Origin of the sequence: Alloyangia mangrovi, assembly GCF_002300555.2 — a bacterium.
Classification (GTDB): domain Bacteria; phylum Pseudomonadota; class Alphaproteobacteria; order Rhodobacterales; family Rhodobacteraceae; genus Salipiger; species Salipiger mangrovi.
This window is the reverse complement of record NZ_NTHN02000011.1, coordinates 63,898-88,749: the sequence shown is the minus strand read 5'-3', so window position 1 is coordinate 88,749 and position 24,852 is coordinate 63,898. Positions and strand designations below refer to the sequence as shown.

Below are 24,852 nucleotides of genomic sequence, written 5' to 3'. Positions count from 1 at the left end.
GGCCCGCCAGCCGGGCGGACGGACGGGTCTTTACTGGCTCAAGTCCGCTGGATCAAGCGATTCCGGCATGTCGTATTCGACGAACTGGGTCCTCTGGAAGAACTTGAAGTTGTCGTCCGAGATCATCGTCAGCCGGATCCGTCCCGGCTCGGGGCGCCAAACCGCGATCCCCTCGAGGTTGTCGAACTGCAGCGGGGCGCTCTCGAAGAGCAGCTGCTCGTGGCTGACCTTGTCGCCCGCGATGTCGAAGCGGCGCACCCGGCTGCGGAAGGCGTAGCCGGTGAACTCGCGCTCGAGCAGGTAGAAGCGCCCGTCCGGCCCGATGTCGGCCCCCACGGCAAGAAAGCCGCCGCGGCGCGGCAGGTCGAAGACATGGGTCCAGGCGCCATCCTCCAGCCGCCAGACCGGGAAGGGGCGGGTGAGTTGACCCGAGCGCTCGGCGAGTGTCAGCAGCCGGCCCTGAGCGTCGATGGCCAGCGCCTCCATGCCAGAGTTCATCTGCAGATGCGGGTAGAACGGCCCCTCCGGCAGCACGGTCGCGGGAAGGTCGTAGCGCTGGGAGGCGTGAACCCGCGGCGGGCCTTCGAAGGAGACATAGAGTCGCCCGTCCGGCCCGATGGCCAGCCCCTCGGCATCGTCGATGTCGGGGTGCATGCGCCGGCCGGTCTCGTCGAGCAGCTTTTCCACCGGCCCTGACGAGAGCCCGGTGATCGCGCCGTTTCCGAGGTCCTCGGCGCGCTCGAAGCTGCCCATGACGATGCTGCCCCGGTCGCTGATCGCGGTGAACTGCCGGCCGTTGTCGCTGACCTCGAGACCGGAGAAGCCGCCGAAGCGGTCATGCGAGTTGCGCCAGGTGTAGGCGCCGACATAGCGCGCGCCGGGTACACCCTCCGGCGTCTCGGCGCAGGCCGAGACCGCCAGAAGGCTTGCGAGAGCTGCGATGCGGGCGGCGTTCAGCGCGCGGCGAGTACGGAGGCGCATTGGGCTGGCAGGTCTCCCATCACCAGCTCACGCTTGGGCTTGGGCGCCGGCGCATTGGGATCGGGTTTCGGAGGGTTGAGGATGTTGTTCACCCAGGACTGGGCATCGGCGCAGCCGTCGCCCGGGGGGGGGCGGGTCCTGGTTGACGCAGCTCGCATCACCGCGCGGGCAGTTCAGGCGCACGTGGAAGTGGTAGTGATGGCCGTACCAGGGGCGGATCTTGCGCAGCCAGGCGCGGTCTCCCGTCTCGTCCTTGCACATCTGCACCTTGGCGCCGGGGAAGACGAAGATCCGCGCCACCCGCGGGTCCTGCGCCGCGGCCTTGAGCAGCGCGTGGTGCTGCGGCGTCCACTTGTCGTTCACATAGGCGCCCGAGGCGCGCTGCATGGAGATCGACGAAAGGTCCTCGCGCTGCTGGCGTGTGAGGTGCAGGCTGTCGGTGGGGCGCATCCAGATGTCGGCGTCGAGGCCCATCTGGTGGCTGGCGTGGCCCGAGGTCATCGGCCCGCCGCGCGGCTGGCTCATGTCGCCGACGTAGATGCCGTTCCATCCCGGGAGCTGCGCGGCCTTGCGCGACAGGTCCTCGAGGAAGCCGACCAACTCGGGGTGGCCCCAGTTGCGGTTGCGCGACAGGCGCATGGCCTGCCACGTCGGTCCGGTCTCCGGCAGTTGCTGGGCGCCGGCGACGCAGCCCTTGGCGTAGGAACCGAAGGCGGCGGGGGTGAGCTGCGCCGAGACGCTCTGCGCGCCGAAGAGCTGCTTGGCGCTCTTCGAAGAGATCACGCCGGTGACCTTGGGCAACTGGTCGGTGCTGGTTGCACGGGGGGGCGGGCCGGTCGTCGCTGCAGGAGGCCAGGGCCAAGGCAAGCGCGGAGGCCAGGGTGAGGCGGGTCAGGGTGCGGATCATTCTGCTCGATCTCCGTCTGGTTTCACCCAGCGTAACAGACCAAGGCCCACGACGAAAAGCACGATGAGCGGCGTGACGCCGATCCTCTGCGATCCGCTCAGTGCGGTGACCGTTCCGATGAGCAGCGGCGCGAGGAAAGAGGTCGCCTTGCCCGAGAGCGCATAGAGCCCGAAGGCCTCGGTCATGCGCGCCGGGTCCGCCTGCCGCACCATCATGCTGCGCGAGGCCGACTGCAGCACCCCGCCGCAGGCGCCGATCACCACGCCGAACAGGTAGAAGGTGATGTCGGGCAGTTTCGAGCCCTCGGCGACGGGCAGGCCGAAGACGCTAGAGCGGTCGACCAGCACGATGGCGAGAGACATCAGCGCCAGCAGGAGGATCATCGCGGTGATCACCGGCTTCGGCCCCAGTCTGGTGTCGGCCTTGCCGCCGAGCCAGGTGAAGAGTGCGCCCGAGATGATCGCGAGGATGCCGAAGACCCCGGTGTCGACCACCGACCAGCCCAGCACCCCGGCGGCATAGATGCCGCCAAAGGCGTACATGCCGTTCAGCGCATCGCGGTAGATCATCGACGCGGCGAGATAGGAAAACAGCGACGGGCGGCGCGGCAGCCGCACCAGCGTGTCCTTGAGCTGCGCCAGGCCGCGGCGGACGGCGCCTTTCGGGGTGGCGACTTTCGGCTCTTTCACCCAGAGGAAGAAGGGAATCATGAAGACCGCGTACCAGAGCGCGGTGAGCGGGCCGACGGCGCGGGTGCCCTCGCGCTGGGCGGGGTCGAGGCCGAACAACGGGTCGAGGCCGAGCAGGGTCTTGCCGGTCGTGACGCTCTCGGCGAAGAGCGCCAGCATCAGCGCCAGGGAGATCAGCCCGCCGACGTAGCCGAAGGCCCAGCCGTTGCCCGAGATCCGGCCGATCTCGTCGCGCGGGCCGAGGTCGGGCAGCATGGCGTTGGTGAAGATCGTGGCGAATTCCATGCCCACCAGCCCCAGCGCGAAGAAGACCAGCGTGGCGGTGAGGTTGAAATTCCCCGGGGCGGCGAACCAGAGCATTGCCGAGCCGATCACGTAGAGCGCCGAGAACAGCCAAATCCAGCGCAGCCGGTGGCCGCCGCTATCGGCCAGCGCGCCGAGCACCGGCGCGAGCAGCGCAATGACCAGCCCGGCCGCGCCGATGCCGAAGCCCCAGGCTGCCTGCGCCGCGCTGCCGTCGCCGATCAGCTCCTTCACGTAGGGCGCGAAGATGAAGGTGATCAGCAGCGTGTTGTAGGGCTGGCTGGCCCAGTCGAAGAAGAACCAACCCCAGATGCGCTTGCGCAGCGCCGTCTTGCCCGTTGTCATACCCGTCTCACCCCGAGGTTGCCTTTGGGGCGATAGAACAGGGGCACCGTGGCCAAGGCAAGGCCGAGGCTGAGCCGCGCGGCAGTTTAGGCGGCGCTTTCCTCGGTGAGATCCGGGGCGATCTCGGCGTCGTCCGCGGCGGCAGGATGCAGCGGAGCGGGCACCGGCTCCTGCATCGGCGGCCAGGGGCGCTCGGCCTCGGTCTCGATCCAGTGCGTCACCCAGCCGGGCAACACCGGCGAGAAGGGGTCGGCACCGAGCAGCTCCATCACCCGCTCGGGCGCGATCATCCCGGCGCGCGAGGTGACCGCGACGCGGTAGACCGCGTGGCTGGCGCAGTCGCCGTCCGATTTCCACATGCTCTGCTCGATGTAGATGAAGCGCAGATCCCAGCCGATCACCCGGCTGCGCATTTCGATCCGGTCGAAGAGCTTGATCCGCTTGCGGTAGCGCACCATGGCCCCGGCCACGGCAAAGCCCCAGCGCTCGCGCTTCAGCATTGCCAGCAGCCCGCTGCGTTTGGCCAGCGGCATGCGCCCGAGGTCATAGAGCGTTAGCACCCGGCCGTTGTTGAGCTCGGCGAACATGTCGAGATCCCAGGGCCAGCAGATGTGGCGGGTGACGCTGACCTCGCCGTTGGCGAGCGGTGCGGCGTTGCGGACGAGGAAGAGTTCCTTGGCGAGGCGCAGAAACGGGTACATGGGGGCTCCTTTCGGGGCAAAGGGGTCGCAGGGTGACGCCTGCGTCAACCACGACCTCGCGGCACTCTTGAGCTTTGCCCCAAGGCTGCCTAGGTCTTGGGACGGTTTTATTCACAAAGGGCGCACCCGCATGCAATCGCTGTTCCAGATCCTGATGCTGATCCTCGACGTGATCTGGTTCATCATCATCGCGCACGTCATCATGAGCTGGCTCATCAATTTCCAGGTGCTGAACCTGCGCCAGCCGCTGGTCGCGCAGATCTGGGACGGGCTGAACCGGCTGCTCGAGCCGATCTATTCCACCATCCGCCGGGTGCTGCCGCCGATGGGCGGGCTCGATCTCGCGCCGTTGGTGACGCTGATCGGGATCTACGCGATCCGCATCATCCTCGCGAACAACGCCGGGTTCTTCTACGGGTACTGAGCTAGCCGCAGAAGAAAGAGGGGGCTCCGCCCCCGAGGCGCCGGGCGCCTCTACCCCGGGATATTTCGACCTAGAAGAAGCGGGGGCGGCGCGTGCCTTCCGCTTCTTCTCTTTTCAAATACGCCCTTTTGGAGCCGCGCTATTCCGCCGCGCGGCGGCCGGTCCTGGGCGCGGTGATCGGCAGGTAGTCCTGCGGCTGGCGGTGCTCTTCGAAATTGAACACATTGGCGCGGATCTCGGCGCAACGGTCGAGATCGACCTCCGCCGTGATCACCTCGTCGCCCGATGTCGTGGCCCTGGCGACGATCTCGCCGGTGGGGGCGACGATGAGGCTGCCGCCGATCAGCACCGAGCCCTCCTCGAGCCCCGCCTTGGCGACCGCCACCCCCCCAGGTGCCGTTCTGATAGCAGCCGGCCTGGACCGACAGCTCGTTGTGGAAATACTGCAGGTGGTCATGCTCGGGGGCGGGGGCGAAATGGATCGGGGTGTTGTAGCCAAGGCAGACCAGCTCGGCGCCGCCAAGGCCAAGCACCCGCCAGGTCTCGGGCCAGCGGCGGTCGTTGCAGATGCACATGCCAAGCTTGCCGCCCAGCATGTCGAAGGTGGGCCAGCCGAGGTCGCCTTTCTCGAAGTAGCGTTTCTCGAGGTGCTGGAAGGGGCGCCACTCCTCGTTCTCCCGGTGCCCGGGGAGGTGGATCTTGCGGTACTTGCCCACGATCTCTCCTTCGGGGGACACGAGGATGGCGGTGTTGTAGCGGTGCCCGTCGGGGGTGAGCTCGGCGTAGCCGAGGTGGAAGCCGATCTGCAGCTCGCGGCTTAGCGCGAAGAGCGGCGCGGTGGCGGCGTTCGGCATCTCGGTCTCGAACCACCGGTCTAGCTCGGGACCGGCCTCGATGAACCAGCGCGGGAAGAAGGTGGTGAGCGCGAGCTCGGGGAAGACCACGAGGGAGGCGCCGCGCGCCTTGGCCCGCCGCATCATCGCGCAGAGCCGGGAGACGGCCGAGCTGCGCGGCTCGTCCTTGGCGATGGGGCCGAGCTGGGCGGCGGCGACGGTGAACTTGCGGCTCATGGCGTTGTCCTCTGCTGGGCGCGGATGCGTGCGGCCGGGGCGCCGACGAGCTCTGCGAAGAGCGCGGGGTCGGTGTCGCCCTCGGTGCCGAAGGTGAGAATGCGGGAGGTTTCGTGCAGGCCTAGCAGGGCGCGGGCCTCGGGGTCGGACATCGCGAGGCGCAGCCCGGCGACGCCGGCGACCGCGGATTCGCCTGCGACCAGCGCGGTGTCGTCGCCCTCGGGGCAGGCGAGGCGGCGCATGGCGGCGATGGCGGCGGCGTCGGTCATCGCGATCGCCGCGTCGCCGTGGTCCTGCAGGATTTCCCAGGCGAGGGCCGAGACCTCGCCGCAGGCAAGCCCGGCCATCAGCGTGCCGAGATCGCCGTGTACCGCGGTGCGGGCACCGCTTCGGTAGGAGGCGAGGAAGCAGGCGGCCTGGTCGGGATCGCAAAGCACGATCTTCGGCCGGTCCGCGCCGTAGCGGCGCACGGCCTGGGCGGTGACCGCCGCGGCCATGCCGCCGACGCCGGTCTGCAGGAAGATGTGGGTGGGCGGCTCGGGCAACGCGTCCATCGCCTCAGCGGCCATAAGCTCATAGCCCTGCATCACGTCGCGCGGCACCTCCATGTAGCCCGGATAGGAGGTGTCGGAGACCACGAACCAGCCGTTCTCGCTGGCGACCTCCTGCGCGGCACGCACTGACGCGTCGTAGTTGCCGGGGGTGCGGCGGACCTCGGCGCCGAAAGCCGCGATGGCGGCCTTGCGTCCCTCGGAAACGGTGGAATGGATGAAGATCACGCAGGCGCAGCCGAAGCTCTGCGCGCCCCAGGCGACCGAGCGGCCGTGGTTGCCGTCGGTGGCGCAGCAGACGGTGATCTGCGCCGCTTCGGGCAGGGCGCGCGAGGTGATCTCCTCCATGCCCACCGCGCGCCCCAGCCGCGCCGAGAGTTCCTTTTGCAGCAGCCGCGCCACGGCGTAGGCCCCGCCGAGCGCCTTGAAGCTGCCGAGGCCGAAGCGGCAACTCTCGTCCTTGTAGTGCAGCGCGGCGACGCCGATCTCCGCTGCCAGCGCAGGCAGAGCGATGAGCGGCGTCTCGGCATGGCGCGGCCAGGCCCGGATGGTGTCCGCGGCGCGGGCGAGGCCGGCGTCGCTGAGGATGGCGTTCTGGGCCTCGGTCCATTGCGAGCCGGGCACGGCCTGCGCGTTGAGGACAAGCGTGAAGGCCTCGTCGGTGCCTGCGTTGCGGGTGAGATCCTTGGCCATGCTGTCTTTCCGGTGTGCAGTCCTGAAGAAGGGGAAAGCCCGCGGCAATTCCCGGGCAATTGCGGCGAGCCTGTGCCGAATAGCGACGCAGCTCAAGCGGGCGTTGCCCTTTGCCGCCCCTCGCGGCGACTCACGCCGAGATTTCGCGCAGCAGCCAATCGCGGAAGGCGCCGACCTCGGGGCTGCCGGCGCTGCGTTCGGGCAGGATCAGCGCGTAGCTCTCGCCGGTGTCGAAGCGGCGCGGGGCGGCAAGGGTCAGATGCCCGCTGGAAAGCGCCGGGCGGGCGATGATCTCGGGCACGATGCCGATGCCGAGCCCGGCCATGGCGGCATCGAGGATCATGTCGAAATGGTCGAAGCGCGCGCCGCGCAGGATGCGGCGGGCGTCGGTGTCGCTGCCGCGGAACCAGTCGAGCCAGAGCGTCGGCCGGGTGGATTGCTGCAAGAGCGGCAGCTCGAGCAGCTGGGCGTCGGTGAGTTCGGCGCGGCCGGCGAGCAGGGCGGGGGCGGCGACCACGACCATCTCTTCGCGGGCGACGGTCTCGGCGCTAGTGCCGGGGGTTTCATGCTGGCTGCGCATAAGCGCGAGGTCGAAAGGGTCGCGGGCGAACTCCACCGGCTGCAGCCGGGCAGTGAGATCGAGGGTGATGCCGGGGGCGACCTTGGCAAAGCTCGGCAGACGCGGGATCAGCCAGGTGCGGGCAAAGCTCGGCAGCACCGCGAGGCGCAGCACGGTGGATTGACCGCCGAAGGCCATGACGCCCATGGCGGCGCCGTTCAGCTCGTCGAGCACCTTCTCGGCCTGCAGCAGAAAGGCCTGCCCTGCCGGGGACAGCACAAGCCGCTGCCGTACCCGCAGGAAAAGGGCGACGCCGAGCCGGTCCTCCAGAGCGGCGAGGGACCGCGAGATGGCGCTTTGCGTCAGGTTCAGGCTCTCGGCGGCCATGGTCGTCGTGCCGCGCCGGGCACAGGCGACGAAGGCTTCGAGCTCGCCGACGCTGGGCATGTAGGGTTTGCGCATCAGGGTCTCCTTGGATGCGTAGATTATGAGTTTTCGTCATGACTTGAGCAAATCAAATCGTTTTCCAGCGCCCCGCGGCGGCGCTAGTCTGCGCGCCAAACGCATGATCCTTCCGGAGGAGCCTCCCCATGACCGACCTGTCCCACCTCAAGCCCAAGGAACAGCCCGCCCTCGCCTCGTTCAACTGGGAGGACCCGTTCCTGTTCAGCGAGCAGCTGACCGAGGAAGAGCGGATGATCAGCGACACCGCCAATGCCTTCGCGCAGGACCAGCTGCTGCCGCGGGTCGAGCATGCCTACCTCGAGGAACAGACCGACCCCGAGATCTTCCGCGAGATGGGCGCGCTCGGCCTGCTCGGCTCGACCATTCCCGAGGCCTACGGCGGCATCGGCGCGGGCTATGTGGCCTATGGCCTCGTCGCGCGCGAGGTGGAGCGGGTGGACAGCGGCTACCGGTCGATGATGTCGGTGCAATCCTCGCTCGTGATGTATCCGATTTACGCCTACGGCTCGGAAGAGCAGCGCATGAAGTACCTGCCGAAGCTCGCCAGCGGCGAGTGGATCGGTTGCTTCGGCCTGACCGAACCCGACGCCGGCTCGGATCCTGCGGGCATGAAGACCCGCGCGGTGAAGACCGAGGGCGGCTACGTTCTGAAGGGGTCCAAGATGTGGATCTCGAACGCGCCGATCGCCGATGTCTTCGTGGTCTGGGCCAAGTCCGAGGCGCATGGCGGCAAGATCCGCGGCTTCGTGCTGGAGAAGGGCATGAAGGGGCTGAGCGCGCCGAAGATCGGCGGCAAGCTGTCGCTGCGCGCGTCCATCACCGGCGAGATCGTCATGGATGACGTCGAGGTTGGCGAGGATGCGCTGCTGCCCAATGTCGAGGGGCTGAAGGGGCCGTTCGGCTGTCTCAACCGCGCGCGCTACGGCATCGCCTGGGGCGTCATGGGCGCCGCCGAGTTCTGCTGGCACCAGGCGCGCAGCTATGGCCTTGATCGCAAGCAGTTCGGCAAGCCGCTGGCCGGCACGCAGCTCTTCCAGAAGAAGCTCGCCGACATGCAGACCGAGATCGCGCTTGGCCTGCAGGTCTGCCTGCGCACCGGGCGGCTGATGGACGAGGGCCGCGCCGCGCCCGAGATGGTCTCGCTGATCAAGCGCAACAACTGCGGCAAGGCGCTGGATATCGCGCGCATGGCTCGCGACATGCACGGCGGCAACGGCATCCAGATCGAATACGGCGTGATGCGCCATGCGGCCAACCTCGAGACGGTGAACACCTACGAGGGCACCCACGACGTGCACGCGCTGATCCTCGGGCGGGCACAGACCGGCATTCAGGCGTTCTTCTGATGCAATTGCCTCCCCAGTTGCCCCCGATGCACGGGGTGCGCGTGATCGAGCTTGCGCGCATCCTGGCCGGGCCCTGGGCCGGGCAGGTGCTGGCCGACCTCGGGGCCGAGGTGATCAAGGTCGAGGCCCCCGAGGGCGACGACACCCGGCGCTGGGGTCCACCGTTCATCGAGCGGGAAGGCGACCGCTCGGCCGCCTATTTCCACGCCACGAACCGCGGCAAGCGCTCGGTGGTCGCGGACTTCCGCACCGCCGAGGGGCAGGCGCTGGTGCGCGAGCTGGTGGCGGATGCCGATGTGGTCATCGAGAACTTCAAGCTCGGCGGGCTGAAGAAGTATGGCCTCGACTACGAGAGGCTGCGCGAGGTCAATCCCCGGCTGGTCTATTGCTCGATCACCGGCTTCGGTCAGGACGGGCCCTACGCCGAGCGGGCGGGGTATGACTTCCTGATCCAGGGCATGGCGGGCTGGATGGACCTGACCGGCAGCCCCGAGGGCGAGCCGCAGAAGGTCGGCGTGGCCTTTGCCGATATCTTCACCGGGCTCTACTCGGTGATCGGCATCCAGGCGGCGCTGGCGGCGCGCGAACGGACAGGGCAGGGGCAGCTTGTCGACATGGCGCTGCTCGACTGCGCCGTGGGGGTGCTGGCGAACCAGGGGATGAACTACCTTGCCACCGGCAAAGCGCCGCGCCGGCTGGGCAATGCGCATCCCAATATCGCGCCCTACGAGGTGCTGCCGACCGGGTCGGGCGACCTGATTCTCGCCGTGGGCAATGACGGGCAGTTCGCCCGGCTTTGCGACGTGCTGGGGCTGGCGCTGGCCGAGGATGCGCGCTTTGCCACCAACGAGGCGCGGGTGGCGCATCGCGAGCTGCTGCGCCCGGCGCTGGTCGCGGCACTGGCACAGTGGGACAGGGCGGAGCTGCTGGCGGCACTTGAGAGGGCCACGGTGCCCGCCGGGCCGATCAACTCGGTCGATCAGGTGTTCGAGAACCCTCAGGTGATCGCGCGGGGAATGCAGGTCGAAGCGGACGGCGTGCCGGGCATCCGTACGCCCATCCGCCTGTCCGAGACGCCACTGGTCTCGGCGCGGTCCGCGCCGAAGCTGGGGCGGGGCTGAGACCTTAGAGAACCACTGCGGCTGGAGCGGGTCAGAACCGCTCCAGCAGCCTTTCCAAGTAGTCGAGTTCTTCCTGCGGACGTTCGCCCTCGCCGGTGCGGCGGCGGATCTCGTCGAGCAGCTCGCGGGCGCGGCGGTAGACGTCCTCGCCCTGCAGCATGGTCTCGTCGGTGCCGAGCTGGCCGTTGCTGCCGGCGTTGCGGCCAAGCGGGTCGCGCTGCTGGCCGGGATCGCCGCCCTGCGCCATGCCCTGCTGGCCCTGACTCTGCTGCTGCTGTTGCGCCAGCGCCTCGCCGAGGTTGCGCATGCCCTCGCGCAGCGCTTCCATGGCCTGCGACTGCTGGTCGAGCGCCTCTGCGAAATCATCCTGACGCAGCGCCTCTTCGGCGCCGTCCATGGCGTCGTCGGCACGGCGCAGCGCATCGCGCGCGGCCTCTCCGGCCTCGGTTCCCGCGCCGGGCAGGTTCTGGCGCTGCCGGTTCAGCTCGTCGCGCAGCGCCTGCTGGCGGTCGGCGAGGTTTTCCTCGAGCGTGCCGCCATTGCCCTGCTGTCCGCCGCCCTGAGCCTGGCCCTGCGACTGACCCTGGCCCTGTCCGGGCTGGTCGCCGGGCCGACCTTCGCCGGACTGGCCCTGCTGCTGACCTTGCTGCCCCTGTTGCCCTTGCTGGCCGGGGTTGAACTGGTCCTGCAGCTGGCGGAAGGCCTCGTCCGAGAGCCCCTGCTGGTTGCGCAGCGTCTCGCCCAGCCCCTCCATCGCCTGCTCGCCCGGAGTCTGTCCCTGGCCGGGCTGGCCCTGGGCGACCTGCATGTTCTCCATCATCTGCTGCAGCTGGCGCAGGGCTTCCTGCGCCTCGGCCATGCGGCCCTGCTCCATCAACTCCTGGATGCGGTCCATCATCCGCTGCAGGTCGTTCTGGCTCATCTCGATCGTGTTCTGATCCTGCGCCATCTGCTGCTGGTTCTGGTCCGGGTTCTGTTGCGCCTGCCGCGAGAGCTGGCGCAGGTAGTCGTCGGTCGCCTCGCGCAGCTCCTGCATAAGCTCGGCGATCTCCTGATCCGAGGCGCCGTTCTTCATTGCCTCGTTCAGCCGGTCCTGCGCGCGCTGCAGCCGTTCCAGTGCGCTCGAAAGATCGCCCTCTTCCAGCAGCAGCGCCAGATCCCAGAGCGCGGCGGCGATCTCGTCCTGCTGCTCGGGGCTCATACCGTCGGTGGCGAAGGCATCGAGCCGGCGCTGGATGGTGCGCAGCCGCAGGTAGGGCACTGCCGAGCGGAAAATGTCGTCGGGTCGGTAGCTGACGGCGCGGAGGATCTGTCCCACGTCGCGGACATTGTCGCGCGACCACAGCAGCGCGCGGCGCTGCTCGATGAGCGCGGCGGCGAGCGGGTCGAAGAAGCGGCGGCCCGGCAGGGTGATGACCTGCGGCGCGGCGGCGCCGGTCTGCCCCGCCTCGTCGGCCACCTCGAAGGAGATGCGCACCGGCAGGTTGGCCCAAGGATGGGTCGAGAAATTCTCGATCAGCGTCTCGGTGAACTCGGTGCGGCTGCCGGCGATGGGCATCGGCAGGGGCAGCTCGATCTGCGCGCGCTGCTCGGGCTCGATCGCGAGCCCGTAGCGGCGGTCGACCTCGTCCAGCGCCAGCTCGATGCGGGCGGTGCCGGAGATCACGCCGTAATCATCGGTGGCGGCGAAGGGGATCTGCGCGTCGCCCTCATAGCTCGCTTCGATCTCGCCCTGCTGGGCGACGGTGGGGCGGCGGTCGGGGATCACCGCAAGCTCCCACGAACGGCCGCCGGGGCCGTCGATGGCCAGAGTGCCGGATTGGGTGACCTCGAAGTCCTGCGCGGTTTCGGCGGGCGCCTCGGGATCCGCCGCCGGATCGGGGGTACGGCCCGAGACGGTCTCGGTGACGTCGAGCGCGCCGACTTCGCCGTAGAGCCGCAGGGTGATGCGCGCGCCCACGGGAACGTCGAGCGAGGCGGCGGTGATGTCGTTGAGGTAGACCGACGGCAGTCGGGTATAGGCAGGCGGCTCCATCCAGCCTTCCCAGGTGGGGCCGGAGGCGAGGCTGTCGCCCGTGGGGCCCATGGCGGTGACCGAGCGCATCTGCAGCACCGAGCCGAAGATCAGCGCGACGAAGAGCGCCAGAAGCGCCACGTAGCGCAGGGCGAAGGGGTCGGCGCGGGCGACGCGCAGGTCGGGCTGCACCGCGCGCGCCTCGAGCATCCGCGTGCGCATGCGCGCCTGGTGGGCCTTCCAGAGGGCCTGCGAGCCGGGGTCCGTGGCGCCGATGGCGGGGGTGTCGAGGGCGGCGAGGATCGGGCTGCCGCGCAGGGTGGAATCGAGGCGCAGCATTGCTTCCTCGCGGTGCGGCCAGCGCATGCGCCGAATGCCGCGCCAGAGCGCCCAGCCGGTGCCTCCGAGCGCAAGCACACCGGCGGCCCAGACCCATTCCACGTCCACCAGATCCTGCAGGCCGAGCATCAGCGCGGCAAGCACCACGAAGATCACCGACCACAGGGGCCAGAAAGCGCGCACGAGGCGCTCCACAGCCATGCCCCAATGGGTCAGGCGGAGCTGCCATCTTACCGGCTTCAGGATTTCGGCGGGCGCGCGGTCCCTTGAGGCCATCGGTGTCTCCTGAGGTCTCTCCTGCGGTCCGGCGGCCGCAGGGGACTCTCAGGGACGGAGTCTTACAGCCACTCGGGGAGCGTATCGCGGTTTATGATTTCCTCAAAGCTCGGTCTCCGCCGAATGACAGCGAATTGATCGCCATGCACCAGAACTTCGGGGACCAGTGCCCGCGTATTGTACTCCGAGGACATGACCGCGCCGTAAGCGCCGGCCGAGCGGAAGGCCACGAGCTCGCCGGGGGCGACGGGGGGGCATGGTGCGGCCCTTGGCAAAGGTGTCGCCGCTTTCGCAGACCGGGCCGACGATGTCGTAGGTGCGCTGCTCGGTGGCGGGCGCGGGCTCGATCACCGGGATGATGTCGTGATGCGCGTCGTACATGGCCGGGCGGATCAGGTCATTCATTGCCGCGTCGAGGATGAGGAAGTCGCGCCCTTCGCCGTGCTTGAGGTAGATCACCTGCGACAAAAGGATGCCGGCGTTGCCGGCGATCAGCCGGCCTGGCTCGATCTCGATCTCGCAGCCCAGATCGCCGAGCTCCTCGCGGATCATCTGGCCGTAGTCGGTGGGCAGCGGTGGGGCCTCGTTGCTGCGGGTGTAGGGGATGCCCAGTCCGCCGCCGAGGTCGAGACGCTCGATCGTGTGGCCGTCGACGCGCAGTGCGTGTGTCAGCTCGGCGACCTTGCGATAGGCCAGGCGGAAGGGTTCGAGGTCGGTCAGCTGCGAGCCGATGTGCACGTCGATGCCGACCACCTTGAGCCCGGGCAGGGCGGCGGCGCGGGCATAGACCTCGCGGGCGCGGGCGATCGGGATGCCGAACTTGTTTTCGGACTTGCCGGTGGCGATCTTGGCGTGGGTCTTGGCGTCCACGTCGGGGTTCACGCGGATGGTCACCGGGGCAGTGACGCCGAGGGTGACGGCGACCTCCGAGATCACCTCCATCTCGGGCTCGCTCTCGATGTTGAACTGGCGGATGCCACCCTCGAGCGCGGTGCGGATCTCGGTGCGGGTCTTGCCGACGCCGGAGAAGACGATGCGGTCGCCGGGCACGCCGGCGGCCTTGGCGCGGGCGTATTCGCCGCCCGAGACCACGTCCATGCCCGCCCCGGCCTTGGCCAGCGTCTTGAGGATCGCCTGGTTGGAAGCGGCCTTCATCGCATAGCACACGAGGTGCGGGCCCCAGCTCAGCGCTTCGTCGAAGAGCAGGAAGTGCCGCAGCAGGGTGGCGGTGGAATAGACATAGACCGGGCTGCCCACCTGCGAGACGATCTCGGGGACGGGCACGTCCTCGGCGTGGAGAATGCCGTTGCGATAGAGGAAATGGTCCATGTCGGTCCCCGGGTAACTGCTGCCGCTCTAGGGCTTCAGCGCCGGGATAAAGGATAACCCGTGGGAAGGGAACAGGGGCCGTCGGGGCTCAGACAGGCCGAGAGCGGAACCACAGGTAGAGTGGCAGCCCGCAGCTCACCCCGATGAGGAAGGTGGCGGGAATTGCCAGCAGCGCGGACCAGTTACGGCGCACGGCGACCTCGGCGAGGATCCACAGGGTGAGCGTGACCGCGGCGATCACCAGGTCCCAGCTCAGCCCGCTCACCGCGGCATTGGCCTGCCAGGTGGCAAAGAGGCCGGTCAGAGACCAGCCGTTTTGCGTGAGCCAGCCAAGCAGGTAGACCATGGGATGCACCGCGCCCCAGAGCGCGAGGACAAGCCAGAGGTGGCGCAGCCTCATGGATAGGCGACGCCCATCTTCAATGTGCCATGGACGCTGACGCCCGATGTCGGGGCGGTTTCCTTCGGCTCGGGCCGGGTCGGCGGGCCGTCGGCGCCACAGGCGGCGAGCATTGCGACGAGGCCGAGGGCCAATGCGCTGCGGGTGATCATGGTCGTCCTCAAGTCATTGCGCGCCCGGGGGCACCGGGCGCGAGCACCATCGCCCAGGACGCCGGGCGCGGCAAGTCGGCGGCGCTGAGGAAGGTGTGATCCCTCAGGTGCCGACGCCGACGCGGACCGGGCCGCGCCCTGCCGAGACGCCCACCGAGGGGTGGACGCCGCCGGGGCCGACCGAAACGCCGGTATGAACCCTTGGCCCGCGGTTCGGCCCTTCGCAGGCAGCGAGAAGCATGGTCACGGCGATCAGGGTCAGTCCGGCGAGTCGTTTCATCCGAGGATTTCCTTCCATCGGGCCACCTGCTCGCGCACGCGGGCCGGGGCGGTTCCACCATAGCTCATTCGGCTTGCCACCGAATTATGCACGCCGAGGACGTCGAAGATACCCTCGGTGATGGTCCCGTTGACCGATTTCATCTCTTCGAGCGAAAGATCGCTCAGATCGCAGCCCTTCTTCTCGGCCATGGCGACAAGCGCGCCGGTGACATGGTGGGCATCGCGGAACGGCAGGCCGGTCTCGCGCACCAGCCAGTCGGCGAGGTCGGTGGCGGTGGAGAAGCCCGAGGCGGCGGCGGTCTCGAGGTTGGCGACGTTGGCGGTCATGTCCTTGACCATGCCTTCCATCGCGGCCAGCGCCAGCATCAGGTTGTCGGCGGCGTCGAAGACCTGTTCCTTGTCTTCCTGCATGTCCTTGGAATAGGCCAGCGGCAGACCCTTCATCACCATGAGCAGCGCGACATTGGCGCCGAAGATGCGGCCGATCTTGGCGCGGATTAGCTCGGCGGCGTCGGGGTTCTTCTTCTGCGGCATAATCGACGAGCCGGTGGAGAAGCGGTCCGACAGGGTCACGAAGCGGAACTGCGCCGAGGACCAGATCACCAGCTCTTCGGCGAAGCGCGACAGGTGCATGGCGCAGATCGAGGCCACGCTCAGGAACTCCAGCGCGAAGTCGCGGTCCGAGACGGCATCGAGCGAGTTGGCCATCGGCCGGTCGAAGCCGAGCGCCTCGGCGGTCATCTGGCGGTCGATCGGGAAGCCGGTGCCGGCCAGCGCGGCGGCGCCGAGCGGCGATTCGTTCATCCGCTTGCGGGCGTCGCGCATCCGCGACAGATCGCGCGAGAACATCTCGACATAGGCCATCATATGGTGGCCCCAGGTCACCGGCTGCGCGGTCTGCAGGTGGGTGAAGCCCGGCATCACCCAGTCGGCGCCGGCCTCGGCCTGGCCCAGCAGCGCCTTCATCAGCGCGAGGATCCCGCCCTCGGCGGCGTCGCATTGGTCACGCACCCAGAGACGGAAGTCGGTCGCCACCTGGTCGTTGCGCGAGCGCGCGGTGTGCAGGCGGCCCGCGGGCTCTCCGATGATTTCCTTGAGGCGTGCCTCGACGTTCATGTGGATGTCTTCGAGCGCGGTGGAGAACTCGAAGTCACCGGCCTTGATCTCTGACAAGACCGTGAGCAGACCTTCCCGGATCGCCTCGGCGTCGCTAGTGTCGACGATGCCTGTGGCGGCGAGCATGGCCGCATGGGCCCTCGAGCCGGCAATATCCTGCGCCGCCAACCGCTTGTCGAAGCCGATCGAGGCGTTGATCGCCTCCATGATGGCATCGGGTCCAGCGGCGAAACGGCCGCCCCACATCTGGTTCGAGGTCTTGTCGGACATGTGCTGCCTTTCCGGAGGGAAGATGAAAAAACTGGCCTTGGCGATCCTCTATACCGCCGGTGTTGCGCTTGCAAATCCGGCGCTGGCCGATTTGGAGGCCGCGAGCGCCCTCAGGGAAGGCGAAATGAAGAAGCTGGTCTTCCACGCGGCGCCGAAGCCGGTGGGCAGCGCGGGCTTCATCGACTTCGAGGGGGCGCCGCTGGCGCTGTCGGACCTGCAGGGCAAATGGGCGCTGGTGAACTTCTGGGCCACATGGTGCGCGCCCTGCCGTGAGGAGATGCCGGCGCTCTCGGCGCTGCAGGCCGACATGGGCGGAGATGACTTCGAGGTGGTGACCATTGCCACGGGCCGCAACCCGCCGCCGGCGATGCAGACCTTCTTCGAGGAGATCGGCGTCGACAACCTGCCGCTCCACCGCGACCCGAAATCGGAACTGGCGCGCCAGATGGCGGTGCTGGGCCTGCCGGTCACGGTGCTGATCAACCCCGAGGGGCAGGAGGTGGCGCGCATCACCGGCGACGTCGACTGGTCGTCCGAGAATGCGCGGGCCGTGCTGGCCGCGGCGATTGGCGGTAAGGAAGGCTGAGCCTGAAAAAACAGGGCGGGGTCTCCCCCGCCCTGCGTCACTGGTTACACATGCTCTAGGCTGACAGCAGGTGCGCGCTGTCAGACCGATCTCGCGCGAAACACGATACATCGAAGCCGCCTCTGGCCTTGAACTCCGCGAGCCCTGCAAAACTCTCGAAAATTCGTTAAGTTTCTATTTCAATGCCAACGATATTCTGAGGACCCGCGAGCGGTCGCCGCTGCGCAGGTCGCGGCGCCAGCTTTCGCGCGGTGCGCCGATGTCGTCGAGCGTGGTGCCGCCGGTGGCGACCGGCCCCTCGTGGCCCCATTCCGTCCATGTCAGCCCGCCGTCGGTCTCGCGGGTTTCGCGCAGGCGGGTTTCGCGCATCCCGTCCGCGTGGATAATGTCGTATGCGCATTCGCCAAGGGTCCGGGCGCAGCTATAGGGCTCAAAGCGCGTCACATTTCCCTGCGCGGTGACGCTGAGCAGCACCTCTCCGCGGGCATCGGTGTAATATCGCCCTGCGTAGGGCGCATCGCCCGTCGCCCCGTCGTAGAGATCGAAGCGGTAGAGCCCCTCGACCTCACCCCGGGCGAGATGGCTGACCACATGGCCTTGCTCGTCCTGCATCACCAGCAGCGTGCCCGGCGCAAGGCGCGCGGTCTCCATCGCGATATCGGCATGTAGCGGCGCGGCGCTTAGCGCCGCCAGAAGGGCAGGGAAAAACAGACGCATGGCAGTGCGCTCCTCCTAGGCGGTCCCCCGAGCAGCAGAGGACACCCCTCAAGGGTGCGGAGGATGCGGCGATGAATCAAATTCTTGCCGCAAACAGGCCCTTATTTAAGGGGGATTCGGTGACAGTGCGAACCGTGTCTCTGGAACTGTTTCCAGTCCTAAGTGATTCATCCCGAATCGCTCCCGCCGGAGCCGGGGCGGCTGCCCTGATCTTGCCGGATTTCCCGTTCAGCGGCAGTAGCTGCCCGATCGGTAGCGGGCAGTGTCGAAATGAAGGTGGTCCTTGTGGAAAGGATCGGACTCGGGGCCGAGGACCGTGCCGAAGGGTCCACAGGCGCCGCTGTGCAACTTGCGAAGGATGCGCCCCTCGGCGCCGCGGCCCCAATCGTTCAGCACCGAGATTTCGCTGCCATCCTTCAGCCGGATCGCAGCGATGTCGATGGCATGGCCCCGGGCGTGCTCGCTGATCTTGGCTCCAGGCTGGTTGTTGCGCGAGCGGCAGGCGTAGCTGCCGGCGACGCGCAGCCCGGCAACGCCGCCGCCGGTCGAGCCGACTGCGGGTTTCACCGCGCGCTCGACCCAGGTCTTCAGGGCGCGGGCGGTGGGGCAGTCGATGGTGGCGCGGGTGCTGAGCGCGAGGCCCGAGACCGAGCGCAGCTTGATCGCCTCCTCGATGCCGCAGCCCTTGATGCGCCCGGGCACGGCACCGATGACGCTGCCCTGCAGGTCAGGATCGCCGCAGACGGCGCCGCGGACGCGCTCTCGGCGGACCGCCAGCGCCTGTTCGACCACGGCCGGGCTGCGTGGGCTGGGTCGGAGCGATCTGGGGATGGCCTGGGGCGAGCGCGCGGCAAAGGCCATGCGCAGGGCGACGTCACGGGTGGCAGGATCGGAAACCGAAGCTGGCCCGTCCTCGGAGGGATCGCCGGTCCCGGGATCGGTGAGCGCGGCGTCGAGCGCCTCGGGCCGGGCTTTCGGGCGCTCGAGCGCGCCGGTCGCGGTGGCAGTGACGGGGGCAGGCACCGGTGCCTCGACGAGGGCGCGCGCGACGGGGCGCAGCGAGGCATCGGGAGCGGTGTCGAGCGCGGCAACCAGGGGCGACGCGAAGAGCATCAGTGCCGCCAGTGCCATCGCCCGAGGTTTCATTTTTCCACCTTCACCCGTCCGAAATCCGGTGCATCCGTGTCCTGACCGGCCTGGAGGATGCCACGGCGAATTTCCCGCGTTCGGGTGAAGTAGTCAAAGAGCAATTGCCCGTCGCCCGTGCGGATGGCGCGCTGCAGCGCAAAGAGCTCTTCGGTGAAACGCCCGAGGATCTCCAGCGTGGCCTGCTTGTTGGTCATGAAGACGTCGCGCCACATGGTCGGGTCCGAGGCCGCGATGCGGGTGAAATCGCGGAAACCGGCGGCGGAGAACTTGATGACCTCCTGGTCCGAGACCCGGCGCAGGTCGTCGGCGACCCCCACCATCGTATAGGCGATGAGGTGCGGCACGTGGCTCACCACCGCGCAGACGAGGTCGTGGTGCTCGACCTCCATCTGCTCGGTTTTGGCTCCGAGCGCCTGCCAGAAGGCCTCGACCCTCGCCGTGGCCTCTTCGGAGGCACCATCCGGCACGATCAAGCACCAGCGGTTGTCGTAGAGCGAGGCAAAGCCCGCGCCCGGGCCGGAATGCTCGGTGCCCGCCATCGGGTGGGTCGGCACGAAGTTCACGCCCTCGGGCAGGTGCGGGCGCACTGCCTCGATGACCTCCTTCTTCACCGAGCCCACGTCGCTGACGGTGCAGCCGGGCTTGAGATGCGGCGCGATGGCCTCGGCGATCGGCCCCATGGCACCAACCGGCACGGCGAGGATCACCAGATCGGCGTCCTTCACCGCCTCTTCGGCGCTGTCCACGATCTCGTGGCAGAGGCCGAGGCGCTTGGCCGTCTCGCGCGTCTCCGCCGAGCGCGCGTAGCCGGTGACATGGCTGTCCATGCCCGCCCGCTTCATCGCCCAGAAGATCGACGAGGCAATGAGGCCGAGGCCGATCAGCGCGACCTTGCCGTAGTTTTCGGGGCCCTGCGTCTCGCTCATCGCGCGCCGGCCTTGAACTGGCCCACCAGATGCGCCACGCGGCGGCACGACGCCTCGTCCCCCACGGTGATGCGCAGCGCGTGCGGCAGGCCGTAGCCGGTGGTGCGGCGGACCAGCACGCCCTGCGATTGCAGGTAGGTGTCGCAGGCCTCGGCCTCGGCCTGCGAGCCGAAGCGGGCGAGGATGAAGTTCGCGGTCGAGGCATCCGAGGACACACCGTGCTCGGCCAGCGCCTCGCCCAGCCAGGCCCGCATCCGGGCGTTCTCGGTGCGGCACTTCTCGACATAGGCGGTGTCGCGGATCGAGGCCTCGGCGGCGGCCAGCGTCAGCGCGGCGACGTTGAACGGGCCGCGGATGCGGTTGAGCACGTCGATGATCTCCTGCGGGCCGTAGCCCCAGCCGATCCGCATGCCGCCCAGACCGTAGAGCTTCGAAAAGGTGCGGGTCATGAAGACGTTGGGCCGGTCGGTGGCGAGCTTGGCGCCGCCGTCGTAGCCCTCGACGTACTCCGCATAGGCGCTGTCGATCACCAGGATCGCGCTCTCGGGGATGCCGTTCGCCAGCCGCTCCAGTTCCGCCAGCCCGATCATCGTGCCGGTAGGGTTGGCGGGGTTGGCGACGAAGACCAGCCGGGTGCGCTCGGTGCAGGCGGCGAGGATGTTGTCGACGCTGACCACGCGGTCCTGCTCGGCCACCTCGACGGGGGTCGCGCCGGCGGCCATGGCCGAGATCTTGTGCATGGCGAAGCCGTGCTCGGTGTGGATCACCTCGGTGCCCGGCCCGGCATAGGCCTGGCAGAGGAAGGCGATGATCTCGTCAGAGCCAGCGCCGCAGATGATCCGCTTCGGGTCGAGGCCCCAGGTATCGCCGATGGCCTCGCGCAGGGCGCTGTGATCCGAGGAAGGATAGCGATGCATTTCGTGCACCACGCGCCGCACCGCCTCCTGCGCCGCCGGAGAGGGGCCGAAGGGGTTCTCGTTGGAGCTGAGCTTGATGACGTTCGAGACGCCCGCCACATGCGACGCCCCGCCCACGTAGAGCTCGATGTCCATGATGCCGGGTTGCGGTTCGATGCCAGCCATATGCGGTCTTTCCTCAGACTAAGAGTGCCGCGTCGTCATAGCGCGCCGCCGCGTCACATGCCAGTCTCGGAAAGGGTCGGATGGCCTCAGACGACGACCTCGTGGCGCTCCTGTTCGCCGACCTCGAAGACGCGCTTGTAGCGGGCGATCTCATCGGCAGGGCCCATCGCCTTGTTGGGGTTGTCCGAGAGCTTCACCGTGGGACGCCCGTTGGCGCTGATCGCCTTGCAGACGAGGCTGAAGGGGGCCAGCCGGTCATCGGGTGTGAGACCGCGGAAATCGTTGGTCAGAAGCGTGCCCCAGCCGAAGGAGACGCGCACCCGCCCCGAGAACTTGTGGTAAAGTTCGAGGATCTTTTCCTCGTCGAGCCCGTCCGAGAAGATCACCAGCTTCTCGCGCGGGTCCTCGCCGCGTTCCTGCCACCAGCGGATGGCGATCTCGGCACCGGTTTCAGGATCGCCGCTGTCGATGCGGATGCCGGTCCAGCCCGCCAGCCAGTCGGGTGCGTTCCTGAGGAAGCCTTCGGTGCCGTAGGTGTCAGGCAGGATCATCCGCAGGTTGCCCTCGTGCTCGCGGTGCCAGTCGGCCAGAACATCGTAGGGCGCACAGGCGAGCGCCGCATCATCCTCGGCCAGCGCGGCGTAGACCATGGGCAACTCGTGGGCATTAGTGCCGATCGCCTCGAGATCTCGGTTCTTGGCGATCAGGCAGTTCGAGGTGCCGGTGAACCCGTCGCCGAGCCCTTCGACCATCGCCTGCACGCACCAGTCCTGCCACAGGAAGCTGTGGCGGCGGCGGGTGCCGAAATCGGCGATCTTGAGGCCCGGTTCCTGCCGCAGGCGTTCGATCTTCTCCCAGAGCTTGGTGGCGGCGCGGGCATAGAGCACCTGAAGCTCGAACTTGCCCATGTGGTTGAGCACGGCGCGGCCGCGCAACTCCATCAGCACGGCGAGCGCCGGGATTTCCCAGAGCATGACCTCGGGCCAGCTGCCCTCGAAGGTCAGCTCGTACTGGTCGCCGACGCGCTCGAGGAAATAGGGCGGCAGGCGCAGCTTCTCGAACCACTCCATGAAGTCGGGGCGGAACATCTGGCGCTTGCCGTAGAAGGTGTTGCCGCGCAGCCAGGTGCTTTCACCTCGGGTCAGGCTGAGCGAGCGGATGTGGTCGAGCTGTTCACGCAGCTCGCCCTCGTCGATCAGCTTGGCCAGCGGCACGTTGCTGGATCGGTTGATCAGGCTGAAGGTGACCTGCGTGTCGCGTCGGTTGTGATAGACCGACTGGCACATCAGCAGCTTGTAGAAATCGGTATCGATCAACGACCGGACGATCGGGTCGATCTTCCAGCGATGGTTCCAGACTCGGGTTGCGATTTCCACGGCGCGCACTCCTCACGGGCAGTCGGGGCCCCTGTTACGCGAATGTGACAGGGAGGGCCAAGCGCTTTCTGCCTTTCCGGCAACGGCTTGCGGGCGCGTTTGTTCCCGCCTGCGGGCTCAGGCGGCGCGCGCGAGCTTCACGCCGGCGCCCTGCATGCCCGCGCGGGCGGCCGAAAGCGAGCCGTCGAGGTCGATGGCGCGGCACAGATCCTCGCGCACCGTCACTGTGAAGTCGAGCTTCGCCGCATCCAGCGCCGAGTAGGTCACGCAGAAATCCGTTGCGAGGCCGACGAGGGTCAGCCGCTCGATGCCGCGCGTCCGCAGGTAGCCCTCGAGCCCGGTGGGTGTGCGGCGGTCGTTCTCGAAGAAGGCCGAGTAGCTGTCGATCGCCGGGTTGTAACCCTTGCGGAGGATGAGGTCGGCGCGGTCGGTGTTCAGCGCGGGGTGAAACGCCGCGCCGGCGCTGCCGATCACGCAATGGTCGGGCCAGAGCACCTGCGGGCCGTAGGGCATCTCGGTCAGCTCGTAGGGCGCCTTGCCGGCATGGGCGCTGGCAAAGGACGAATGCCCCGCCGGGTGCCAGTCCTGGGTCAGCACCACCGTGTCGACCGCGTCCATCAGCGCGTTGATCGGCGCGACGATCTCGTCACCGCCGGGTACGGCGAGCGCGCCGCCGGGGCAGAAATCTAGCTGGACGTCGATGACGATGAGCGCGTGCATGGTCGGAACTCCGGGCGACTGCGACTGTTTCCCAGAGGCTTACGCGCCGCGGCGCGGGCCCGTCAATGCTGCGGCAATCCGGTCGCTTGCCCGACTCGACCCTTGGGCGTAAATGCGCCCGCATGTTCACAGTCTGCGCCCTCTATCACTTCACCCGCTTCGACGATCCGGCTGCCCTGCGCGGTCCGCTTCTGGACCTGTGCCTTGCCAATTCGGTCACCGGCACGCTGCTGCTGGCCGGGGAGGGGATCAACGGCACCGTCGCCGGCCCGCGCGCTGGGATCGACGCGGTGCTCGCGCATATCCGGGCGCTGCCCGGCTGCGCCGATCTGGAGTGGAAATTCTCCGACTCCGCCGAGCGTCCCTTCGCCCGCATGAAGGTGCGGCAGAAGAAGGAGATCGTCACCATGGGACAGCCCGGCGTCGATCCGCGCGCCAGCGTCGGCCATTACGTGGCCCCCGCCGACTGGAACGATCTTATTCGGTCGCCCGACGTGGCGGTGATCGACACGCGCAATGATTACGAAATCGCCATCGGCACCTTCGAGGGTGCGGTCGATCCACAGACCGCCACTTTCCGCGAGTTCCCCGAGTGGTGGGCGCAGAACAAGGAGCGGTTTCACAACAAGCGCATCGCCATGTTCTGCACCGGCGGCATTCGCTGCGAGAAGTCGACGAACTACCTGCTGAGCCAGGGCGTCGAGGAGGTCTACCACCTCAAGGGCGGCATCCTGAAATACCTCGAGGAGGTCCCCGAGGAGGACAGCAGCTGGCAGGGCAGCTGCTTCGTCTTCGACGGCCGCGTCTCGGTCGAGCACGGGCTGCGCGAGGGCCCGCACGAGCTCTGCCATGCCTGCCGTCGGCCGATCCTGCCCGAGGACCGCGCCCGCCCCGACTACGAGGAAGGCGTCTCGTGCCACCATTGCGTCGCCGAAACCTCGGACGAGGACAAGGCGCGCTTCCGTGAGCGGCAGAAGCAGATCGCCCTCGCGAAGTCCCGCGGCGAGCGTCACCTGCACGCGGACACGCCGGGCGAGGGGCTTTAGGGTTCCCCTCCGCCTTTCCGACTCACCGATTGATCCCGCGACTCTTGTTCGTGGGATTTCTTATGCCGCGTCTGCCTTCACCGCCTGGGTGCATGAAGGCCGGTAGCCCTCCTCTCGGCGAGCGGCGCCGGGCGGAGCTCGACGGCGCGCCTCAGAAATAGCTTCGCACCAATGCGCCCGAGAGCAGCGACCAGCCGTCGGCGATGACGAAGAAGGCGAGCTTGAAGGGCAGCGAGACAATTGCCGGGGGCACCATCATCATGCCCATAGACATGAGCACCGCCGCGACCACCAGGTCGATGATCAGGAAGGGCAGGAAGACGAGGAAGCCCACCTGGAAGGCGCGGGCGATCTCCGACAGCATGAAGCTCGGCACCAGAAGGGAGAGCGGCGCTTCGGGCGCGAGCGTCGTGCCCCGGGTTTCCGGGCGCAGCTCGGCCATGGTCTCGAAGGTCGCGGGATCGCAGCGCGCCGCCATGAATCCCCGGAACGGCACGAGCGTGCGCTCGGTCGCCTCGACCAGCTCGATGCGCTGGTCGAGCAGCGGTTCGACTCCCTGTTCCCAGGCGGCGGTCAAGGTGGGCTCCATGACGAAGAAGGTGAGAAACAGCGCGAGGCTGACGATCAGCATGTTGGGCGGCGACTGCTGCAGCCCTATCGCCTGCCGCAGGATCGCCAGCACGGTGACGATGAAGGGAAAGCAGGTCACCATCACCGCAATGCCGGGCGCGAGGCTGAGCAGCGTGACCAGCGCGATCAGTTGCAGGCTGACCGCGGTGACCGAGCCACCCTCGCCGAAATCGACCGAGATCTGCTGCGCCGCGGCGACGCCGGGCAGGAGCAGAAGACCGGCGCCGAGGCCCGCTCTCCGAAGGCGGAGCGCAGAAGGCCAGAGCGCGGGGCGGCGGCTGCGCATG

General features: G+C 68.2%; 22 protein-coding genes and 3 pseudogenes. 5 read left to right on the top strand and 20 right to left on the bottom strand.

Going from position 1 to position 24,852, the window contains the following annotated elements; genetic code table 11:
* Positions 1-30: 30 nt before the first annotated feature.
* The 4 genes and pseudogenes from CLG85_RS08460 to CLG85_RS08445 all read right to left on the bottom strand — a co-directional run bounded on the left by CLG85_RS08460 (position 31) and on the right by CLG85_RS08445 (position 3,926).
* A complete protein-coding gene (locus tag CLG85_RS08460) occupies positions 31-981 on the bottom strand; it encodes an esterase-like activity of phytase family protein (RefSeq protein WP_095883113.1) in 951 nt (316 codons plus the stop codon).
* Positions 954-1,888 (bottom strand): annotated as a pseudogene (gene mepA / locus CLG85_RS08455) (penicillin-insensitive murein endopeptidase). Before mepA ends, CLG85_RS08460 begins: the two are co-directional and overlap by 28 nt.
* Positions 1,885-3,225: an MFS transporter gene (locus CLG85_RS08450; protein ID WP_095883111.1), complete on the bottom strand. Its 1,341-nt coding sequence runs from the start codon at positions 3,223-3,225 to the stop codon at positions 1,885-1,887. Before CLG85_RS08450 ends, mepA begins: the two are co-directional and overlap by 4 nt.
* An 86-nt stretch (positions 3,226-3,311) precedes the next feature.
* On the bottom strand, positions 3,312-3,926 hold the full coding sequence (locus tag CLG85_RS08445; protein WP_095883110.1) for an acyl-CoA thioesterase: 615 nt from the start codon (positions 3,924-3,926) through the stop codon (positions 3,312-3,314).
* A 130-nt stretch (positions 3,927-4,056) separates the two neighbouring features.
* On the opposite strand from CLG85_RS08445, the gene CLG85_RS08440 reads away from it, so the two are divergent.
* Positions 4,057-4,350: a YggT family protein gene (locus CLG85_RS08440; protein ID WP_095883109.1), complete on the top strand. Its 294-nt coding sequence runs from the start codon at positions 4,057-4,059 to the stop codon at positions 4,348-4,350.
* Between the two features lie 139 nt (positions 4,351-4,489).
* On the opposite strand, the pseudogene CLG85_RS08435 reads toward CLG85_RS08440, so the two are convergent.
* The 3 genes and pseudogenes from CLG85_RS08435 to CLG85_RS08425 form a co-directional block, all read right to left on the bottom strand.
* Positions 4,490-5,420, bottom strand: a pseudogene (locus CLG85_RS08435) (N-carbamoyl-D-amino-acid hydrolase).
* On the bottom strand, positions 5,417-6,664 hold the full coding sequence (locus tag CLG85_RS08430) for a diaminopropionate ammonia-lyase (RefSeq protein WP_260348701.1): 1,248 nt from the start codon (positions 6,662-6,664) through the stop codon (positions 5,417-5,419). Before CLG85_RS08430 ends, CLG85_RS08435 begins: the two are co-directional and overlap by 4 nt.
* Positions 6,665-6,794: 130 nt before the next feature.
* Positions 6,795-7,685, bottom strand: coding sequence for a LysR substrate-binding domain-containing protein (locus tag CLG85_RS08425; RefSeq protein ID WP_224847637.1), 891 nt, complete (start codon positions 7,683-7,685; stop codon positions 6,795-6,797).
* A gap of 128 nt (positions 7,686-7,813) precedes the next feature.
* On the opposite strand from CLG85_RS08425, the gene CLG85_RS08420 reads away from it, so the two are divergent.
* Together CLG85_RS08420 and CLG85_RS08415 are read left to right on the top strand one after the other, a co-directional pair.
* Complete coding sequence (locus tag CLG85_RS08420) at positions 7,814-9,034, top strand: acyl-CoA dehydrogenase (RefSeq protein ID WP_260348700.1); 1,221 nt, start codon at positions 7,814-7,816, stop codon at positions 9,032-9,034.
* Positions 9,035-9,051: 17 nt separating this feature from the next.
* Positions 9,052-10,155, top strand: coding sequence for a CaiB/BaiF CoA transferase family protein (locus CLG85_RS08415; RefSeq protein WP_260348711.1), 1,104 nt, complete (start codon positions 9,052-9,054; stop codon positions 10,153-10,155).
* A gap of 31 nt (positions 10,156-10,186) precedes the next feature.
* On the opposite strand, the gene CLG85_RS08410 is transcribed toward CLG85_RS08415, so the two are convergent.
* The 6 genes and pseudogenes from CLG85_RS08410 to argH all read right to left on the bottom strand — a co-directional run bounded on the left by CLG85_RS08410 (position 10,187) and on the right by argH (position 16,333).
* Complete coding sequence (locus tag CLG85_RS08410) at positions 10,187-12,784, bottom strand: TIGR02302 family protein (protein ID WP_260348698.1); 2,598 nt, start codon at positions 12,782-12,784, stop codon at positions 10,187-10,189.
* A 62-nt stretch (positions 12,785-12,846) separates the two neighbouring features.
* Positions 12,847-14,113, bottom strand: a pseudogene (gene lysA / locus CLG85_RS08405) (diaminopimelate decarboxylase).
* Between the two features lie 88 nt (positions 14,114-14,201).
* Positions 14,202-14,513: a DUF2834 domain-containing protein gene (locus CLG85_RS08400; RefSeq protein ID WP_095884333.1), complete on the bottom strand. Its 312-nt coding sequence runs from the start codon at positions 14,511-14,513 to the stop codon at positions 14,202-14,204.
* Positions 14,510-14,665 carry an argininosuccinate lyase gene (locus CLG85_RS08395; RefSeq protein WP_095884332.1) on the bottom strand — a complete coding sequence of 52 codons (156 nt, stop codon included), beginning with the start codon at positions 14,663-14,665 and terminating at the stop codon, positions 14,510-14,512. Before CLG85_RS08395 ends, CLG85_RS08400 begins: the two co-directional genes overlap by 4 nt.
* Positions 14,666-14,768: 103 nt before the next feature.
* Complete coding sequence (locus tag CLG85_RS08390; protein ID WP_176476740.1) at positions 14,769-14,945, bottom strand: hypothetical protein; 177 nt, start codon at positions 14,943-14,945, stop codon at positions 14,769-14,771.
* Entirely contained in the window at positions 14,942-16,333 is a 1,392-nt protein-coding gene (gene argH / locus CLG85_RS08385) for an argininosuccinate lyase (protein WP_095884331.1), read from the bottom strand. Before argH ends, CLG85_RS08390 begins: the two co-directional genes overlap by 4 nt.
* 22 nt (positions 16,334-16,355) lie before the next feature.
* Between argH and CLG85_RS08380 the strand changes: the two genes are divergently transcribed.
* On the top strand, positions 16,356-16,919 hold the full coding sequence (locus tag CLG85_RS08380) for a TlpA disulfide reductase family protein (RefSeq protein WP_095884330.1): 564 nt from the start codon (positions 16,356-16,358) through the stop codon (positions 16,917-16,919).
* A gap of 174 nt (positions 16,920-17,093) precedes the next feature.
* Here CLG85_RS08380 and CLG85_RS08375 read toward each other — a convergent pair whose 3' ends face one another.
* The 6 genes from CLG85_RS08375 to pncA form a co-directional block, all read right to left on the bottom strand.
* A complete protein-coding gene (locus CLG85_RS08375; RefSeq protein WP_095884329.1) occupies positions 17,094-17,636 on the bottom strand; it encodes a hypothetical protein in 543 nt (180 codons plus the stop codon).
* Between the two features lie 228 nt (positions 17,637-17,864).
* A complete protein-coding gene (locus CLG85_RS08370) occupies positions 17,865-18,782 on the bottom strand; it encodes an extensin family protein (protein ID WP_260348697.1) in 918 nt (305 codons plus the stop codon).
* On the bottom strand, positions 18,779-19,711 hold the full coding sequence (locus CLG85_RS08365) for a prephenate/arogenate dehydrogenase family protein (protein WP_095880772.1): 933 nt from the start codon (positions 19,709-19,711) through the stop codon (positions 18,779-18,781). The genes CLG85_RS08370 and CLG85_RS08365 overlap by 4 nt, the downstream gene beginning before the upstream one ends.
* Positions 19,708-20,793 (bottom strand): histidinol-phosphate transaminase, encoded by a 1,086-nt coding sequence (gene hisC, locus CLG85_RS08360; protein ID WP_095880773.1) that lies wholly within the window; start codon positions 20,791-20,793, stop codon positions 19,708-19,710. The genes CLG85_RS08365 and hisC overlap by 4 nt, the downstream gene beginning before the upstream one ends.
* Before the next feature lie 86 nt (positions 20,794-20,879).
* Positions 20,880-22,169, bottom strand: a complete 1,290-nt coding sequence (gene pncB / locus CLG85_RS08355) for a nicotinate phosphoribosyltransferase (protein WP_095880774.1) — start codon at positions 22,167-22,169, stop codon at positions 20,880-20,882.
* 117 nt (positions 22,170-22,286) lie between these two features.
* A complete protein-coding gene (gene pncA / locus CLG85_RS08350) occupies positions 22,287-22,889 on the bottom strand; it encodes a bifunctional nicotinamidase/pyrazinamidase (RefSeq protein ID WP_095880775.1) in 603 nt (200 codons plus the stop codon).
* 122 nt (positions 22,890-23,011) lie between these two features.
* Between pncA and trhO the strand changes: the two genes are divergently transcribed.
* Positions 23,012-23,935: an oxygen-dependent tRNA uridine(34) hydroxylase TrhO gene (trhO, locus tag CLG85_RS08345; protein ID WP_095880776.1), complete on the top strand. Its 924-nt coding sequence runs from the start codon at positions 23,012-23,014 to the stop codon at positions 23,933-23,935.
* Between the two features lie 151 nt (positions 23,936-24,086).
* Here the strand turns inward: trhO and fliP are convergent, their stop codons facing one another.
* Positions 24,087-24,851, bottom strand: a complete 765-nt coding sequence (gene fliP / locus CLG85_RS08340; protein WP_095880787.1) for a flagellar type III secretion system pore protein FliP — start codon at positions 24,849-24,851, stop codon at positions 24,087-24,089.
* Position 24,852 lies beyond the last annotated feature (1 nt).

What these genes read in the sequence shown, in the direction of transcription:
- CLG85_RS08425 (WP_224847637.1), bottom strand. Translation starts at nt 7,685, where the DNA reads ATGCGCAAACCCTACATGCCCAGCGTCGGCGAGCTCGAAGCCTTCGTC.
- hisC (WP_095880773.1), bottom strand. Translation starts at nt 20,793, where the DNA reads ATGGCTGGCATCGAACCGCAACCCGGCATCATGGACATCGAGCTCTAC.
- argH (WP_095884331.1), bottom strand. Translation starts at nt 16,333, where the DNA reads ATGTCCGACAAGACCTCGAACCAGATGTGGGGCGGCCGTTTCGCCGCT.
- CLG85_RS08460 (WP_095883113.1), bottom strand. Translation starts at nt 981, where the DNA reads ATGCGCCTCCGTACTCGCCGCGCGCTGAACGCCGCCCGCATCGCAGCT.
- CLG85_RS08380 (WP_095884330.1), top strand. Translation starts at nt 16,356, where the DNA reads ATGAAAAAACTGGCCTTGGCGATCCTCTATACCGCCGGTGTTGCGCTT.
- pncA (WP_095880775.1), bottom strand. Translation starts at nt 22,889, where the DNA reads ATGCACGCGCTCATCGTCATCGACGTCCAGCTAGATTTCTGCCCCGGC.
- CLG85_RS08440 (WP_095883109.1), top strand. Translation starts at nt 4,057, where the DNA reads ATGCAATCGCTGTTCCAGATCCTGATGCTGATCCTCGACGTGATCTGG.
- CLG85_RS08420 (WP_260348700.1), top strand. Translation starts at nt 7,814, where the DNA reads ATGACCGACCTGTCCCACCTCAAGCCCAAGGAACAGCCCGCCCTCGCC.
- CLG85_RS08370 (WP_260348697.1), bottom strand. Translation starts at nt 18,782, where the DNA reads ATGAAACCTCGGGCGATGGCACTGGCGGCACTGATGCTCTTCGCGTCG.
- CLG85_RS08390 (WP_176476740.1), bottom strand. Translation starts at nt 14,945, where the DNA reads ATGAAACGACTCGCCGGACTGACCCTGATCGCCGTGACCATGCTTCTC.
- CLG85_RS08430 (WP_260348701.1), bottom strand. Translation starts at nt 6,664, where the DNA reads ATGGCCAAGGATCTCACCCGCAACGCAGGCACCGACGAGGCCTTCACG.
- CLG85_RS08450 (WP_095883111.1), bottom strand. Translation starts at nt 3,225, where the DNA reads ATGACAACGGGCAAGACGGCGCTGCGCAAGCGCATCTGGGGTTGGTTC.
- CLG85_RS08395 (WP_095884332.1), bottom strand. Translation starts at nt 14,665, where the DNA reads ATGATCACCCGCAGCGCATTGGCCCTCGGCCTCGTCGCAATGCTCGCC.
- CLG85_RS08445 (WP_095883110.1), bottom strand. Translation starts at nt 3,926, where the DNA reads ATGTACCCGTTTCTGCGCCTCGCCAAGGAACTCTTCCTCGTCCGCAAC.
- CLG85_RS08410 (WP_260348698.1), bottom strand. Translation starts at nt 12,784, where the DNA reads ATGGCCTCAAGGGACCGCGCGCCCGCCGAAATCCTGAAGCCGGTAAGA.
- trhO (WP_095880776.1), top strand. Translation starts at nt 23,012, where the DNA reads ATGTTCACAGTCTGCGCCCTCTATCACTTCACCCGCTTCGACGATCCG.
- CLG85_RS08400 (WP_095884333.1), bottom strand. Translation starts at nt 14,513, where the DNA reads ATGAGGCTGCGCCACCTCTGGCTTGTCCTCGCGCTCTGGGGCGCGGTG.
- CLG85_RS08365 (WP_095880772.1), bottom strand. Translation starts at nt 19,711, where the DNA reads ATGAGCGAGACGCAGGGCCCCGAAAACTACGGCAAGGTCGCGCTGATC.
- fliP (WP_095880787.1), bottom strand. Translation starts at nt 24,851, where the DNA reads ATGCGCAGCCGCCGCCCCGCGCTCTGGCCTTCTGCGCTCCGCCTTCGG.
- CLG85_RS08375 (WP_095884329.1), bottom strand. Translation starts at nt 17,636, where the DNA reads ATGCGTCTGTTTTTCCCTGCCCTTCTGGCGGCGCTAAGCGCCGCGCCG.